The 15697-nt window shown below is 58.7% G+C and carries 15 protein-coding genes; 8 read left to right on the top strand and 7 right to left on the bottom strand.

The annotated features are described in order from the left end of the window. Window positions 1-68: 68 nt before the first annotated feature. Window positions 69-1415 carry a DEAD/DEAH box helicase gene (locus CPH89_RS01815; protein ID WP_053257387.1) on the top strand — a complete coding sequence of 449 codons (1347 nt, stop codon included), beginning with the start codon at window positions 69-71 and terminating at the stop codon, window positions 1413-1415. A gap of 47 nt (window positions 1416-1462) precedes the next feature. Here CPH89_RS01815 and CPH89_RS01810 read toward each other — a convergent pair whose 3' ends face one another. Continuing rightward, entirely contained in the window at window positions 1463-1738 is a 276-nt protein-coding gene (locus CPH89_RS01810) for a hypothetical protein (RefSeq protein WP_053257386.1), read from the bottom strand. Window positions 1739-1893: 155 nt separating this feature from the next. Here CPH89_RS01810 and CPH89_RS01805 point away from each other — a divergent pair, with 155 nt between their 5' ends. Then, window positions 1894-2283, top strand: a complete 390-nt coding sequence (locus CPH89_RS01805; RefSeq protein ID WP_053257385.1) for a hypothetical protein — start codon at window positions 1894-1896, stop codon at window positions 2281-2283. A gap of 66 nt (window positions 2284-2349) precedes the next feature. Here the strand turns inward: CPH89_RS01805 and CPH89_RS01800 are convergent, their stop codons facing one another. From CPH89_RS01800 to CPH89_RS01790, 3 genes are all read right to left on the bottom strand, one after another. After that, the gene (locus tag CPH89_RS01800) at window positions 2350-3219 is read right to left on the bottom strand and encodes a DUF6279 family lipoprotein (protein ID WP_053258025.1); all 870 of its coding nucleotides are present in this window, start codon (window positions 3217-3219) and stop codon (window positions 2350-2352) included. 66 nt (window positions 3220-3285) lie between these two features. Then, window positions 3286-4008, bottom strand: a complete 723-nt coding sequence (locus CPH89_RS01795; protein ID WP_053257384.1) for a TorF family putative porin — start codon at window positions 4006-4008, stop codon at window positions 3286-3288. 208 nt (window positions 4009-4216) lie between these two features. Then, complete coding sequence (locus CPH89_RS01790; RefSeq protein ID WP_003193095.1) at window positions 4217-4396, bottom strand: PFL_1563 family small protein; 180 nt, start codon at window positions 4394-4396, stop codon at window positions 4217-4219. A gap of 322 nt (window positions 4397-4718) precedes the next feature. Between CPH89_RS01790 and CPH89_RS01785 the strand changes: the two genes are divergently transcribed. The 3 genes from CPH89_RS01785 (at window position 4719) to CPH89_RS01775 (ending at window position 7647) form a co-directional block, all read left to right on the top strand. Further along, on the top strand, window positions 4719-5555 hold the full coding sequence (locus CPH89_RS01785) for a CvfB family protein (RefSeq protein ID WP_053257383.1): 837 nt from the start codon (window positions 4719-4721) through the stop codon (window positions 5553-5555). A gap of 52 nt (window positions 5556-5607) precedes the next feature. Continuing rightward, on the top strand, window positions 5608-6006 hold the full coding sequence (locus CPH89_RS01780; protein WP_053257382.1) for a DUF2177 family protein: 399 nt from the start codon (window positions 5608-5610) through the stop codon (window positions 6004-6006). Between the two features lie 198 nt (window positions 6007-6204). Then, window positions 6205-7647 carry an NCS1 family nucleobase:cation symporter-1 gene (locus CPH89_RS01775; RefSeq protein WP_053257381.1) on the top strand — a complete coding sequence of 481 codons (1443 nt, stop codon included), beginning with the start codon at window positions 6205-6207 and terminating at the stop codon, window positions 7645-7647. On the opposite strand, the gene CPH89_RS01770 is transcribed toward CPH89_RS01775, so the two are convergent. After that, complete coding sequence (locus CPH89_RS01770; RefSeq protein ID WP_053257380.1) at window positions 7559-8779, bottom strand: MFS transporter; 1221 nt, start codon at window positions 8777-8779, stop codon at window positions 7559-7561. The genes CPH89_RS01775 and CPH89_RS01770 overlap by 89 nt on opposite strands. Before the next feature lie 103 nt (window positions 8780-8882). Between CPH89_RS01770 and ptrR the strand changes: the two genes are divergently transcribed. The 3 genes from ptrR (at window position 8883) to CPH89_RS01760 (ending at window position 12657) form a co-directional block, all read left to right on the top strand. After that, window positions 8883-9776 (top strand): putrescine utilization regulator PtrR, encoded by an 894-nt coding sequence (gene ptrR / locus CPH89_RS01765; protein WP_053257379.1) that lies wholly within the window; start codon window positions 8883-8885, stop codon window positions 9774-9776. Between the two features lie 142 nt (window positions 9777-9918). Beyond that, entirely contained in the window at window positions 9919-10041 is a 123-nt protein-coding gene (locus CPH89_RS30710; protein ID WP_003193089.1) for a PA1414 family protein, read from the top strand. A 534-nt stretch (window positions 10042-10575) separates the two neighbouring features. After that, window positions 10576-12657: an FAD-dependent oxidoreductase gene (locus CPH89_RS01760; protein WP_053257378.1), complete on the top strand. Its 2082-nt coding sequence runs from the start codon at window positions 10576-10578 to the stop codon at window positions 12655-12657. Between the two features lie 100 nt (window positions 12658-12757). On the opposite strand, the gene CPH89_RS01755 is transcribed toward CPH89_RS01760, so the two are convergent. Continuing rightward, window positions 12758-14140, bottom strand: coding sequence for a sodium:solute symporter family protein (locus CPH89_RS01755; RefSeq protein ID WP_053257377.1), 1383 nt, complete (start codon window positions 14138-14140; stop codon window positions 12758-12760). Between the two features lie 35 nt (window positions 14141-14175). After that, on the bottom strand, window positions 14176-15687 hold the full coding sequence (locus CPH89_RS01750; protein WP_053257376.1) for a purine-cytosine permease family protein: 1512 nt from the start codon (window positions 15685-15687) through the stop codon (window positions 14176-14178). Window positions 15688-15697: the final 10 nt, after the last annotated feature.

Genomic DNA, 15697 nt, shown 5'->3' with positions numbered 1-15697 from the left:
CTCGGTTTGGACGCCCGAAACCGTTACCCTATGCAGCTGATATTTTGTATTTCTTCGAGGTAGCACCCGTGTTTTCCCAATTCGCCCTGCACGAACGCCTGCTCAAAGCCGTGGCCGAGCTTAAATTTGTCGAGCCTACGCCTGTGCAAGCAGCGGCCATCCCGCTCGCGCTCGAAGGGCGTGACCTGCGGGTGACGGCTCAAACCGGGAGTGGCAAGACCGCCGCTTTCGTTCTGCCGATTCTGCACCGCCTGATTGGCCCGGCCAAAGTCCGCGTCAGTATCAAGACCCTGATCCTGCTGCCGACTCGCGAGCTGGCCCAGCAGACCTTGAAGGAAGTGGAGCGTTTCTCGCAGTTCACCTTCATCAAGTCCGGCCTGATCACCGGCGGCGAAGACTTCAAGGTCCAGGCCGCGATGCTGCGCAAAGTGCCAGACATTCTGATCGGCACCCCAGGCCGTATGATCGAGCAACTCAACGCCGGCAACCTTGACCTCAAGGAAGTCGAAGTGCTGGTGCTCGACGAAGCCGACCGCATGCTCGACATGGGCTTTGCCGACGATGTGCAACGCCTGGTGGCCGAGTGCGTCAATCGCCAGCAGACCATGCTCTTTTCCGCCACCACCGGCGGTTCGACCCTGCGCGACATGGTCGCCAAGGTCCTGAACAACCCTGAGCACCTGCAGGTCAACAACGTCAGTGACCTGAACGCGACCACGCGTCAGCAGATCGTCACTGCCGACCACAATGTGCACAAAGAACAGATCCTCAACTGGCTGCTGGCCAACGAGACCTATCAGAAAGCCATCGTGTTCACCAATACCCGCGCTGCTGCTGACCGTATCTACGGTCGTTTGGTCGCGCAGGACTACAAGGCCTTTGTGCTGCACGGTGAGAAAGACCAGAAGGATCGCAAGCTGGCCATCGACCGTCTCAAGGCCGGCGGCGTGAAAATCCTGGTTGCCACCGATGTGGCTGCGCGTGGCCTGGACGTGGATGGCCTGGACATGGTCATCAACTTCGATATGCCACGCAGCGGCGATGAATACGTGCACCGTATCGGCCGTACCGGGCGTGCCGGCAACGATGGCCTGGCAATCTCGCTGATCTGCCACGGCGACTGGAACCTGATGTCGAGCATCGAGCGCTACCTGAAGCAGTCGTTCGAGCGCCGCACCATCAAGGAAGTCAAAGGCACTTACACCGGGCCGAAGAAGGTCAAGGCGTCGGGCAAAGCCGTTGGCGTGAAGAAGAAAAAAGTCGACGCCAAGGGCGATAAGAAGAAGGCCGGCGCCAAGTCGCCAACCAAGCGCAAGATCGCCAATCGGCCGAAGACCGACAACCTGTCGCTCGTCAGCAAGGACGGCATGGCGCCGCTCAAGCGCCGCAAGCCAGAAGCGCCTGCTGCCGAGTAAGGCTGCGCTGCTATAAAAAAACCGGACGATGTCCGGTTTTTTTTGCGTCAGTTTTTGGTCTCGGCAGCGGCTTTAGCGAGGTCTTTCAGGCGTTGATCGATCAATTGGCATTTGTCGGGTAGATCGGCAGCTGCTGTGTCCATGTCCATTTTCTGCAGCTCAGCATTTATTTCTTTGGCCTTGGTGGGGTTTTGCTTGGTGAGCTTGGTCACTTCCTGGGCCAGTTGTTCGCGTTTCGCCGTGGCTTCTTCGGGTGTGCACGCCCAGACGGGCAGGGCGGTCATCAACGTGGCGGCCAGGGCCAGGTTCTTCAGGGTATTCATGGTCGGACGTCCTTGGCAGTGATGTTCAGTTGAGGGGGCGAACGTCTGGAAAGTTCAGAGAAATAACGCCCGTCCATTCGGCTGAACGGCCAGTGACGGGGCCTGTCACACCTTTAGACGGGCTGCTTTTCCAACGGCCTGCAGGAGGAATCAGGATGACGACTTACAACTGGGATTTGATCGAGCGTCTGCTGCATGAAGTGCAGAATGGCGAGGGCAGCTTTGCACCGCGTAAATACGCCGAGCAGGAAGCGGCCGAAAAGGCCACGGCGGGCGAGTCCACCGGCAATCTGGACACGCTGAAAAAGATCGCTGCCGATTACGAAGCGCTGCTGTTCAAGCGTGGGTTTATTGAATCGCGGCCGGAGGAGGAGGGCGGCAATGGTGAAAACTTCATCTTGACCGCTCGCGGCGCACAGCTGCTGGCGTTGATTGACAGCTCCATACCGGGCAACGATCACCCGCGCCAGGTGCTGGATGATCAGGCCGATGCGTTGGAGCCGGCCACGTTTGATGAAGTGGCCTCAAAGGCGCAGATTGCCTGATTTAACAGGCGCTGTATGACCCTGTGGGAGCGGGCAAGCCCGCTCCCACATTGGGTTGCATGCAGATCAGGTATTGCCGACGGCCTTTAGGCATTTAAGTGCCTTGAAATCGCTACGCACACCCTCAATCTTCTGCGTCAGCTTAATGCGCTGCTGCACCGTGCTTTCGGCCATTAGGTCGACAATCAGGCTGCGCGCCGCCGTTTCCGTCTGGGCATAGGCGACCTTGTATTGCGAGGTCCACAGGCTTTCTCGAGCCATCAATAGCTGCTGCATCTTCTGTGGGAAGTCCGCGCTCTGACGCTGTTGCACCGCGGCGATAAATTGCGCCTGCCAACGGGCGCGGTTGCCGATCCACTGCTCGTTTTGCTCGCCGAGGCTAATGGACCAGGCGGTGACTCGACTCTGCTGGCTCGCACTGAGCGGGCCCATCCAGGCGTCCAGACGCTTGCTCATGCGTCTGGCGCGCTCTTTGATCTGCTGTTCCAGTGGCGGCTTAAGGTATTCCTCCTGGCGCTTACGCAGGTCTTTGGCGAGGGCGTCGCTCATGTCCTTGACCTGCTGATCATTCAGGCCTTGAAGCAATTGGATGGCCGACGGTGTGATTTCTTGCGCCACCTCGGCAATCGCCTGCTTGGCTTCGACGGTGCGGGCCTGCAGCGCGGCATCGGTGACCTGGTTGTTGTCGACCATCTGTTGCAGGCGATCAAGCCAATCCAGGTAGCCTGGCAATTGCGTGGTGCAGTGCCAGGCCAGGTGTTGCTTGAGGGTGTCGTTGAACCAGCTCTTCTGCCCGGCATTCATGTCCAGGTAGTCGCTGAGGGTCCAGGGGATAATCACGTCCAGGTTTCGGTAGGCGAGGCCAACACGATTGCAGCCGGCGAGTACCAGGCTCAAGGTCAGCAGTACCACCAGAAGTTTGAGCCGACGCAGCATGGGCAGGTCCTTGTGCAGATGGGGTTCATGCATGTGAACCTGCGCTGGGCGCGACAGTTCAGCCCATCAATAAAACGACCGCGCGGCCTTCAAGGTCAACAGCCCATCGCATTGCGAATTATGTCCTGAGTAGGCTGAGCAGCTCCCACCGCTGAGGCTGGAGTCGCTGTAGATCAGGTCCAGGTCGACGCCTTTCCAGGCGCGGGAGAACTGTACCGACCAGTCGCTGAAGCTGCTGATGGAACCGCTTTCCACCGAGGCCGGGGTGCCCAGTTGATGAGTGGTGTACTTCATGCTGACGCCGATGCCGAACGGTTGCGTGCCGCCCAGGTCGGCAAAGAGCGTGCTGTCCTGGCGATCCGGGTCGTTGCTGAAGGAGACGCCGAAGCGATTGCCCAGCAGGTTCAGGCCGCCATAGAACTCCTGGCTGTCCAGAGGGCTGAGCTTGGGGTAGCTGTAGTGGATCATGCCCACTTCGTAGCCCAGGGTTTGGTCGAAGGGATGTTTGAAGCCCAGATAGGAATCGACTTCGAGGTTGTTGGCGGATGAAAGCCCCATGTTCGGTGAAAATTGGCCGAAATACAGACCGCTGTCGTGGCTCAGGTCCAGCCCGCCGTGGAACGAATCGCTACCGGGCGAGGTGGGTTTGACCAGGCCCTGAGCCATGCTGCGACTTGGCGTGGTGCCCAATTTCAGGTCGAAATCGCCTAGTTCGCGCTGAAATATCTGCGCCTGCGCAAGGGGGCTGGCCGCAAGGGCAACGATCAGAAAAAAGCAGGGCTTGAGCAAGCTTCACTCCATGAAAAGCGAGGAGCAGTGACAGGGGGAATCGGGCAGATGCCCGTACTAGACGTGTGCAAGCATACCGGCGAAAGCTGGGCGGTGAGCCCCGTTCGTCGATTAGCGCAATACTGTGTGATGCAGAGAGGGTGTCTCGGGCTCTAGTCCTAGCGCCTTGAAGACAAGACGCTTAGGGACCAGGTGTAATGCGCGGGTGTTACTTCTTGCCCAGGCTGATCTGCTTGGACGGGCCGAAAGTCTGGCCGCTCACGCCCTTGGCAATTTGCTGGATTTCGCCGCCGGACTTGAGGAACGCAGCAATCTGGCTGTTGATCGATTCGCTGGTTTCAACGGCTGGAGCTGGCTTTGCTTTGCTGTTGGATGCTTTTACGCGCATGGCGGCCACTAACCTGTAGAAAATTAACTTGGCCAGGCATCGTACAGGAAATACTTGACAATTGCTTGGTAAATATCCCCCGGGAATAAGCGAGGCGCTCATATTCAGCCGAAGTTGGGCGTTGAAATAACCCGCTAACTTACTGTTTTAACTGGAAACCATAGGGCGGATGGGCACTCGTCGCCGGTAAAATTGAATTGACTGATCTGACGAGCGGAGCGCTGCCAGTAAAACGCCACGCCAGCCCTTGATTTTTCAGGCGGGCGCGCGTGCCGAGCGCAACTCGGGTAGAATGCTGCCCACGTAACGAGGGTATTTGGAAATGGCTTTAGTCGGGCGCTACAACAGCTTGCAAGTGGTTAAACACACTAACTTTGGTTTGTACCTGGACGGTGCGCAAGATGGCGAAATCCTCTTGCCCAATCGGTATATCCCAAAAGATATTCCCAGTGAAGATGAAGACTGGCTTAACGTTTTCATTTATCTGGACAGCGATGACAAACTTATCGCGACGACTGAGAAGCCGAAAGTTCAAGTCGGCGAATTTGCCAGTTTGAAAGTAGTGGAAGTCAACAGTATCGGCGTATTCCTTGACTGGGGTTTGCCCAAGGACCTATTGCTGCCGTATTCGGAAGAAAAGCGTCAGCTGACCGCCGGGGAATACTGTGTCGTGCATGTCTACCTCGACAAGCACACCAAGCGCATTACCGCCACTGCGCGGCTGGACCGCTACCTGGACAAGACGCCTGCCCACTACGAGGTAGGCCAGGAAGTCGACCTGCTGGTGGCTGAAGCCACGGACATGGGCTTCAAGGCGATCATCAACAACAAGCACTGGGGCCTGATCCACAAGAACGAAGTGTTCAAGTTCCTGCGCCCGGGCAAGGAAGAGAAAGGCTTTATCAAAGAGATTCGTGCCGATGGCAACATCAGCCTGAGTCTGCAGCCGGTCGGCCAGGAAGCCGCCTCCAGCCTGAACTCGAAGATCCTCGCCAAATTGCGTGAAAACAACGGCACCTTGCCGGTCAGCGATAAAAGCGACCCGGCGGTGATCAGCAACTTGTTCGGCGTCAGCAAAGGCAACTTCAAGAAGGCCATTGGTGCGCTCTACAAGCAGGGTCAGATCGTGATTCATGCCGATCGCATTGAACTAAGCTAAAGGTGGTTTGCTCTTCTGTAGGAGCAAATGTGCTCCTGCAGAGGTGGTGTGAATGTCCAAAAAATCGTTGTTCGCCTATCTCGGCACCTTGCTGGCTTTCCTGGTGCTCGACGGCCTCTGGCTCGGCGTCCTCATGGGCCCGACCTACAAGTCCCTGCTGGGTTCGCTGATGCTTGATCAGCCCCGTCTGTTGCCCGCCGTGTTGTTCTATCTGCTTTATGTCAGCGGTTGCGTGGTGTTTGTCGTCCTGCCAAGCGGCAGTTGGCAGCGTGCTGCGCGCCTCGGTGCCTTACTGGGGTTGGTCGCCTATGGCACCTACGATTTGAGCAATTGGGCCACGTTGCAAGGCTGGTCCGCAGGCCTGGCGATCATGGACATGGCCTGGGGTACGTTTCTGACGGCCGCGTGCTGCACTGTCGGCTATCTGTGTGCACATCGGGTGCGCGATTGATTGTGTACAGGATTCATGTGCACCGTTGCTGAGCGTAATCCCCGTCTTTAAATGGTTGTGAAGCCCTTTGGAACATAGTTTCAAGGGGATTGTGTGCCATTGGCACGCATTCTGCTGAATGCCTCGTATACAAACCATGCCGCCTCCCGTATGCACCCTGTTACGGGAGCGCAGGCCGGTATTTCGAGGAGCCAAGCGATGACCGAACAATTGCCCAAAGGCTACAGCCCGCGCCTGTACAACCAGGACTTGGGCCCACTGCCGCAAAAATGGACGTGGTACAACATTTTCGCCTTTTGGATGAGCGACGTGCACAGCGTCGGCGGCTATGTATTCGCCGCCAGCCTGTTCGCCCTTGGGCTGGCCAGCTGGCAGGTGCTGATCGCCTTGCTCGCGGGTATTTGCATTGTGCAATTGATCGCCAACCTGGTTGCCAAGCCGAGCCAGCAAGCTGCGGTGCCATACCCGGTTATCTGCCGGCTGGCTTTTGGTGTGTTCGGCGCAAACATACCGGCGGTGATTCGCGGTCTGATCGCGGTGGCGTGGTACGGGATTCAAACGTACTTGGCGTCGAGCGCCTTGATCATCGTAGTGCTGCGCTTCTTCCCTCAAATGGCGGTGTATGCAGAACCGCATTTCGCAGGCTTGTCCTACTTGGGCTGGTTTGGTTTCCTCAGCTTATGGGTGTTGCAGGCTGCCGTGTTCTGGGCCGGCATGGAATCCATCCGCCGTTTTATCGACTGGGCGGGCCCGGTGGTCTATGCGGTGATGTTTGCCCTGGCCGGCTGGATTGTGTGGAAGGCGGGCTGGGCGAATATCAGCTTTACCCTTGCGGAAAAATCCTTGTCGGGCTGGCAGGCGGTTGGCCAGGTCATTGTGGCGACGGCGCTGGTGGTGTCTTACTTCTCCGGGCCTACGCTGAATTTCGGTGATTTCAGCCGCTACTGCCGCAGCATGCAGGACGTGCGCCGCGGCAATTTCTGGGGGTTGCCGGTGAACTTCCTGGCATTCTCGCTGGTGACGGTCGTGATCGTTTCGGGCACCTTGCCGGTGTTTGGCGAAATGCTGCACGACCCGATTGCCACCGTTTCGCGCATCGACAACAGCATGGCTGTGTTGCTCGGTGCCTTTGCCTTTGTGACGGCGACCATCGGCATCAATATCGTCGCCAACTTCGTGTCACCGGCGTTTGACTTCGCCAACGTCGCGCCGAGCAAAATCAGCTGGCGTGCCGGTGGCATGATCGCCGCAGTGGCCTCGATCTTTATCACACCGTGGAACCTGTTCAACAACCCGCTGATGATCCACTACACCCTGGATATCCTCGCCGCCTTCATCGGGCCGCTGTTCGGAATCCTGTTGGTGGATTTCTATTGGGTCAAAAAACAGAAAATCGATGTGGATGCGCTGTTCGATGACAGCCCGAGCGGGCGCTATTACTTCGATGGTGGCGTGAACTGGACGGCGGTCAAAGCGCTGCTACCGGCGACGCTGGTGGGCGTCGCGATCACCTTCACCCCGGCGTTGCAGGGCATGGCCAACTTTGCCTGGTTTACCGGTTGCTTTCTGGGTGGGCTGTTTTTCCTGATCCTGGCGCGGCGAGAACAGGTTCGCGTACCCGCGCCGATGGTTGCTGGCTGACAGCAGTGGCAGGGCGCAGTAACACCGCGCCCGCCACCACCAGACCTGTACCTGCAATCACCAGGGCCGGTTGCAGGCCGCCGCTCAGATGACTGCTCACCGAGGCCAGCAGCGGCCCGCCCAATTGGCCGATGGCGAAGCTCGCCGTCAACAAGCCGGTGCTGCGTGGGTAGCCGTGGGGCGCGACGTCCCGCAAACGCTTCATCACCAGCATCATGCACGCCAGGAACGGCGTCCCGCACAACAACACCCCCAGGGCCAGGCCCCAGCCGTTGCCGAGTAAGCAGGCGAACACGCCGGCCGCTTGCAGCCACAGGGTTGTCATCAGCCAACGACGGGTGGTGTGTGGGTGATGGCGGCGCAAGCTCACCACCACGACCCCGATTGCGGCAGCGAGGCCGAAGCACGGCCAGAACAGATCGGCTTGCCACGCCCCTTGGAATTGCGCGCTGGCCATCTGCGACAGAAAGGTCGCCGGGATGATGTAGCCCAGACCGTACAGGCAATAAATCCAGCACAAATGCACGATGCTTTCGTTGCTGCCCGTGCGGGTGGAAGTCGGTGCAACCGTCGTCGTCGGTTGAGGCAAGAACGGCAGGATTGCCAGCAGCATGACCAGTGCCACCACGCCATAGACGAGCCACAATGTGGCAGAGCTTTGCCCCAGCAGGTTCGAACCCAGGGCCAGCATACCGGTCAGCACAATCCCCATCCCCGGCCCGGCAAACACCAGGGCCCCCAGGCGTGGGCGCCCGGCGTCAATCGCCAGCGGCTGGCTTAAACTGGTAATCATCACCAGCGCCCAGGCACTCGCGACGCCCGTTCCGAAGCGCAGCAGCAGATGGGGCCAGAACCCCTGCGCCCAATACGACGCCAGCGTCAGCAGTACGCACAACCACAGACCGCCATACAGGCGCCCGCGCACATGATGATGGCTGCGGGCAAACATCGAATCCACCGCACCGACGAAGTAGCCGAGGTAGTTGGCAGCAGCAATCAGCCCGGCGCCGGTCAGGTCGATCTGCCCCTCGCTGAGTAAATGCGGCATTTGCGGGGTGAGGGCGAAACGGCCAATGCCCATGGCCATCATCAAGGCGATAAAGCTGGCGAGTAAGCGAATCAGCGGTGACATGTTCAGGTTTCCTGCACGCAAGCGAAGACCTTCAGGCTAAAGCGGATTGACTTTCTGTAAAAATGAATAATAGTGAGTAACTTGTTCAGTTTTGGAGAAAGGTATGGAGTTCAGTCAATTGCGCATTTTCCAGGCCGTGGCGGAAGAGGGCTCCATCACCCGTGCGGCCGAGCGCCTGCACCGGGTGCCGTCGAACCTGTCGACGCGGCTCAAGCAAATGGAAGAGCAGCTCGGTGTGGAACTGTTTGTTCGCGAGCGTCAGCGGTTGCAGCTTTCTCCGGCTGGCAAAGTGTTGTTGGACTACAGCACCCGTCTGATCGCGCTGCACGATGAGGCCCATGGCGCGGTTCAAGGCGGTCAGCCGGCCGGCGATTTTGTGTTGGGCAGCATGTACAGCACCGCCGCCATTCATTTGCCAAAATTGCTGGCGCGCTATCACAAGGCTTATCCCATGGTGAACCTGCAAGTGCAGTCGGCGCCCAGTGGTGAACTGCTGGAAGGCCTGATTACCGGGCGCTTGGATGCGGCGTTGGTGGATGGGCCGCTGACCATTGCCACGTTGGACGGGGTGCCGCTGTGCGAAGAACGCCTGGTGATCATTTGCGAAGCCGATCATCCGCCGGTACGCGGGCCCCAGGATGTTGCCGGCCGCTCGGTGTTCACTTTCCGACGCAGTTGCGCCTACCGCACACGCCTGGAGACGTGGTTTTCCCACGAGCGGGTGGCCATGGGCAGGGCGATTGAGATCGAGTCCTACCAAGGCATGCTCGCCTGTGTGATCGCAGGCTCCGGTGTGGCATTGATGTCCGAATCCATGCTCGACAGCTTGCCAGGCAAGGACAGCGTGTCCGTTCATCCGCTGACAGGGCCTTTTGCTACTGCCACCACCTGGCTGATGTGGCGAAAGGGTATGCTCGGCGCTAACCTCAATGCGTGGATTGACCTGCAACAGGCAGGTCAAACCGGGTTTTTGCAGGACGCGCGCGCCATTGCCTGAACGATCCGGACTGATTTGGATCAATTCAGTAATAGTTCGTTGTGGTTTCGTTCAAGCATTACGTAGGACTTAGAGCTACTATCACTGTAGGAAAAGGCGACAGAATTCCCGCCGACCCGCATTACCCGCAAAGGGGGCAACCATGAAAGAGAAAATCCAGAACTGGCTCCATGACCTCGGCGTTGCGCTGGGCCTGATTGAGCCCCCGCTGCAACCGGTGCCGATTCGCACGGATGACGAGCAGCGCCGTCCACGTCGCCGCTAAGCGTACGGCTGATTCAGTTTAAATGTGGGAGCGGGCTTGCTCGCGAATCCGGTGTATCAGTCGGTAAAAAGTTGACTTGTACCCTGCATTCGCGAGTGAGACCGCTCCCACAGTTTTTTTGCGCAATGCAAAGAAACTGGGTGCGACATCCGACGGCGCGCCTGCGGTAGAAATCACTCTAAATCCCCTATCCCCTGTCCCCTTGGTCGCCTGCGCCACCGACACGGCTGCCGGCGCGACAACACATTCGCCAATCCAACCGCCAGAGTGATTTACACAATCGTCCAATGCTCGCTTGTCAGTTCGGCATTGCGTTTATGTGTAGGAATTGGACTGCCTAGCTATCAGAAACGGCTGGCTTATCTCGTTCTAAACATAGGCGTAGGTTGATTTCCGACAGGGAAGGGTTTGGATCTTTTGCGTTTCTACCCTCTCCTGAAAAGTACCCAAGTATGAATAGCAAACTTCACAGGTTTTTTACCTGTGAAGATCCAGACGCTCGAGGCGCCAGGTCAGAATTGTCGGAGACAAGCTATGCGGCTCTCTTCCGTTCCGCCAGTTACCACGTCGCTCATCGCCACCACCGAGATTATTTTACATATCGCACCGGTGTCGAAAGGTTGGAGGGCTGACGCCCCTCACAACGTAGTGTTCTTCCCAGCAACATTAACCAAGCAAGTTCTGCTCTTACAGATCGCGCTCCTGCGGCCATCCATACTCATTGTCGCTGACCACACTATCGATGCAGATGTCATTGACCAATGGCGTACATCCCACCCTTTTGGGGAACTCTATCTGGTCCGCAGAGGTACGAGTCTGGATAAGGTGCACCTGGACCTTTGCCACTCCAATAATATTCGAGTGGTTAATACGCCCGGGGTCAACGCACCGCATGTGGCTGCGTATCTCGCACGCTGGCTGACCATGGCCGATGGCTCCATACCCCGTGAAGTCTGTGTGCTGGGCTACGGCAATGTGGGAAAGGCGTTGGTCAAGTTGTTACTTGATCGAGACCCGGATGTTCGGATTAAGGTGCTGAGTCGATTCGGTCGAATGCCAGACACTCTCGGCAACACCTGCTCCGATTCCAGAGTGTCGTTTTTCGTAGACTGGCTTGAGGCGCTGAACGGGGCTTCTGCTGTCGCCCTCTGCGTATCCCTGAATGACGAAACCGTTCATCGTATTGATCGAGCCCTGATCCAGTGCCTGCACAAACAGGCTCGCCTGGTCTGTATCGCCAAACCGGATGTCTTTAGCGATGCTGCTTTGCAGACCCTGGCAACGGCGCCAGACATGCAGCTCGTATTGGACTATGGGCCTGCAACATTGGAGGCGTTTCGGATTCGCACACAGGCGCTCGGGTGTAGTGTCTCCACGTGGTGCAAACCGGCGACACTGACTACACAGGCTGCAACCACCGAAGCCTGTCATCGCGACCTTGACTATGCAGTCGCGGTGCAGCTGAGCCTGATCGCCCTGCATGGCCTGGTCAGGCGCAAACTTGCACAGTCACTGACGATCCCCCCTCAGCCGGTGCATGCCGGTGCGCCGCGCGTGTCGATCGTCGGCAGAGGTATCAACGGCCTTCTCCAAGCCGTGATGCTTCGCCTGGCCAATTATCAGGTCACGGTATACGGAGGGAATCAGCAGCGCGATGGCGCGAGCCATAAGCAGGTGAACATGCGCCATCTTTGCGCAACGGAGACCACTGCAAAGCCGCTCAATAACGATTATCTAACGCCCGGTAATCAGTATTTGGCTGTCGAGTGCAATCGCGCAGGCATCGAGTTGTTTGAAAAGCTCCTGGCCGACAACCCCTCCCTGGCACGATTTGCGCGGTCGCGGATTGTGCGAGCTTATCGGCACGACGCCGCTGGCATAGAGGATACGATCCGTGAGCAGCGCGATATTGAAAACAGGCCCTGGCCGAGTGGCAAGCCGGGAGGTGAACTTGCACAGATCAATCAACTGCAATTTCAGGCACGTTACGCAATCCCTGGAATCGGTCGAGCGATTGAGGTATCGGGTTACGATCTGGAATTTGTCCATCTCAAGGATGAAGTCGAGGCACTGTTGCAGCGCTCGGGGGTTCAGTTCCTGCCCCAGCGCCTCAACCCGATTCAAATTGCTGATCTGAGCCGAGAACACTTCGTCGTCACTGCCATGGGCGTAGAAGAGCTGGAGGCGGTCGCGATCATTGGCTGGTTTTTCAAGCTGCGCGCGGTGGGTAATGAAGGTGCCGACCTGCGCGGGCTCAAGCTGCAATACGACCTGCCAATCGGCGTGATGAATTGCCGCTTGGACGGGGATTTCATTCTGATTTCCGGCGGGCAAGTGCCGCCCGATTCTTCACCGGAGAATAAGGCGTCAATACTGGCGGCGTGTCTGGCCGCTGTTGCTCGGCACTTTCCAGAGGCCTACCGCAGGGCAATCGAACGTGGCGACCTGCACGTTATCGAATGTGCCAGGCCTGGCACTGCCGATGGACTCTCAATCGTTTACTGGTCCGCATACAATCGAATAGTGGCCGGGGCAACGTATGCCGCAGGCACAACGCAGGGACTGGTATGGGCCTCTTTGGTCCAGGAGCTCATCCGTGCAAGAGCGCTGGCGTGAAGGCTGGGATAGCTAAAAGTTGAGCGTTGAACCATAAAAAAACGGGTGCGACATCCGACGTCGCACCCGCTGAAGAAACGGCGCTAAGTTGCTTTATAGCTCAAACCGCGCGAGCCACCGATGCGTCCGGCCGTGGCGACAACACACTCACCACGACAAAACTCACCAGCCCTGCCGCCAGGCTGTAGTAGATCGGCGTGTTCGCATCCAACCCGTCCTTGAACATAAACACCAGCGCGGTCAGGAAGCCCAGGGTCATCGACGCAATAGCCCCCGAGGTTGTTGCCCGCTTCCAGAAAATTGCGCCCATCAGCGGGACCAGCATACCGCCCACCAGCAGGTTGTAGGCCAGGGTCAGGGCGCTGATGACATCATTGACCACCAGTGCGATTCCCAGCACGGCAATCCCCGTCAACATCGTGAACAGACGGTTGATCTTCAGGCTGGACTGCTTGCCACCGCGCAAGCGCGGCAGCAGGTCTTCGGTCAATACCGTCGACGCTGCAAGCAGGCCGGCGCTGGCGGTGGACATCATCGCGGCCAGTGCGGCGGCAATCACCAGGCCGCGAATGCCATCCGGCAACGACGCTTTGACGATGGCGGCAAACGCGTTGTTGACGTTGTCCAGGTTTGGCAGCAGCACGTGCGCGGCCATCCCAATTAACGCGCACGCCAGGCCGTACAGGATGCAGTAGAAGCCGGCGAACGTTCCTGCGTACTGGGCGACCTTTTCGTCACGGGCGGTGAACACCCGTTGCCAGATGTCCTGGCCGATCAGGATGCCGAAAAAGTAGATCATGAAGTAGGTGATGATCGTGTCCCAGCCGATTTCGGTGAAGCTGAAATTCGACGCAGGCAACTGGGCCACCAGTTGATCCCAGCCGCCGACGCGGTACAGGCAGATCGGCAGCAGGATAAACATCAGGCCGACGGTCTTGATCACGAATTGCACGATGTCGGTCAGGGTCAGCGACCACATGCCGCCGATGGTCGAATACACCACCACCACGCCACCGCCCAACAGCACCGACACCCAGAACGGCAGGCCGAACAACACTTGCAGCACGGTGCCGATGGCCAGGATCGAGGTCACGCCAATCATCAGCGCGTAGGCCAGCATGATCACCGCACTCGCTTGGCGGGCCATGGGGTTGTAGCGTTTTTCCAGCACCTGGGTAACGGTGAAGATCTTCAGCTTCAGCAACGGTTTGGCCAGGAACAGGTTCAGCGCAATGATCCCGGCGCCCAGCGCGGCGCAGAGCCAGAAGCCGGAAATACCGTGCACATACCCCAGGCGCACCGTGCCGACGGTGGATGCACCGCCCAGCACGGTGGCAGCCATGGTGCCCATGTACAGCGACGGGCCCAGGTTGCGACCGGCGACCAGGTAGTCTTCGTGGGTTTTCGCGCGGCGCATGCCGTAATAGCCGAGCACGAGCATGCCGGCGGCGTAGATGAGTACGACGAATAAATCCAAAGCCATGACGGCGGGTCTCCGATTATCGTTTTTATGGGCGATCAGGCGGCTGGTTGCAGCGCCGGTTTAACGCGCGCATCCGTGCGCTTGCTGCGAGGGTCGGCTGGGCCGTAGACGGCCGCCGGTTCCGGGAACATGCGAAGCAAGCTCAGGTACACCACCGAGGCCAGCCCCAGCGTCACCGGCAAGCTGATGTCGATGCCATCGGCGAGGTTGCCCAATGGCCCGACAAACTGCCCCGGCAGGTTGACGAAGCACAGGCCCACCACCGCACTCGGGATCCAGGCGCCCAGCCCACGCCAGTTCCAGCCATGGCTGAACCAGTAGCGGCCGCCGGTTTCCCCGCGGGTAAACACCTGCAGGTCATCCGGGCAGTAGAAGCCTCGGCGCACGATCAGGCCGATGATCATCATCACCATCCACGGTGTGGTGCAGGTGATGATCAGCACGGCAAAGGTCGACACGCTTTGCACCAGGTTGGCGGCGAAACGTCCGATGAAGATGAAGGCAATCGACATCACCCCGATCAGCAACGTGGCCTTGACCCGTGACAGCAGGCGCGGGAACACGCTGGACATGTCCAGCCCCGTGCCATACAGCGACGTGGTGCCCGTGGACATGCCGCCGATTACCGCAATCAGGCACACCGGCAGGAAGAACCAGCTGGGCGCGACTGCCAGCAGCCCGCCGACGTAGTTGTTGGCCGCGATGTAGTCCGGCGCCTTGATTGCCACGATGGTCGCGGTGGCGAGGCCGAACAGGAACGGGATCAAGGTGGCGATCTGGGCGGCAACCACGGCCAGCATGATGCGCATTTTCGGTGTTTCACGCGGGATGTAGCGCGACCAGTCACCGAGGAACGCGCCGAAGGAAATCGGATTGCTCATGGCCACCAGTGCTGCGCCGATGAACGCGGCCCAGAAACCGGTCTGGCCCAGGGCGACCGTGCCGGCGAAGTGGCTATCGAACGCCGGTGCAAAGGCGAAGATCCCCAGCAGGAACAGCAGGCTTGCCGCCCATACCGCAATGCGGTTAACCCACAGCATGAAGCGAAAGCCGTAGATGCACACGGTGAGTACGAGCATGGCGAACACGCCGTACGCCAGGCCCAGGGTCAGGTCGTTTTCCGGCAGGCCGATCAGACGTTTCGCACCACCGACCAGTGCATCGCCTGAACTCCACACCGACAGTGAGAAGAAGGCAATCGCCGTCAGCAGCGACAGAAACGAGCCAACAATCCGCCCGTGCACACCAAAGTGCGCACCGGAAGACACCGCGTTATTGGTGCCGTTGATTGGCCCGAACAAGCCCATCGGCGCCAGGATCAGCGCGCCCACCAGCACGCCCAGCACAATCGCCCAGACGCCGGCCTGGAAAGAGAGACCAAACAGCACCGGAAATGCGCCCAGCACGGCGGTGGCAAAGGTATTGGCACCGCCAAAGATCAGTCGGAACAGATCCTTGGGGCTGGCGCTGCGTTCGTGGTCCGGGATCTGTTCGACCCCGTTGGTTTCTATTTTGCGAATACTGTTTTCGTTGTTTTTATTATTCATGATCAGCTCC

Source organism: Pseudomonas fluorescens, assembly GCF_900215245.1.
Lineage (GTDB): Bacteria > Pseudomonadota > Gammaproteobacteria > Pseudomonadales > Pseudomonadaceae > Aquipseudomonas > Aquipseudomonas fluorescens.
Note: the sequence above shows the minus strand (reverse complement) of the source record. Positions and strands in the feature narration are given on the sequence as shown.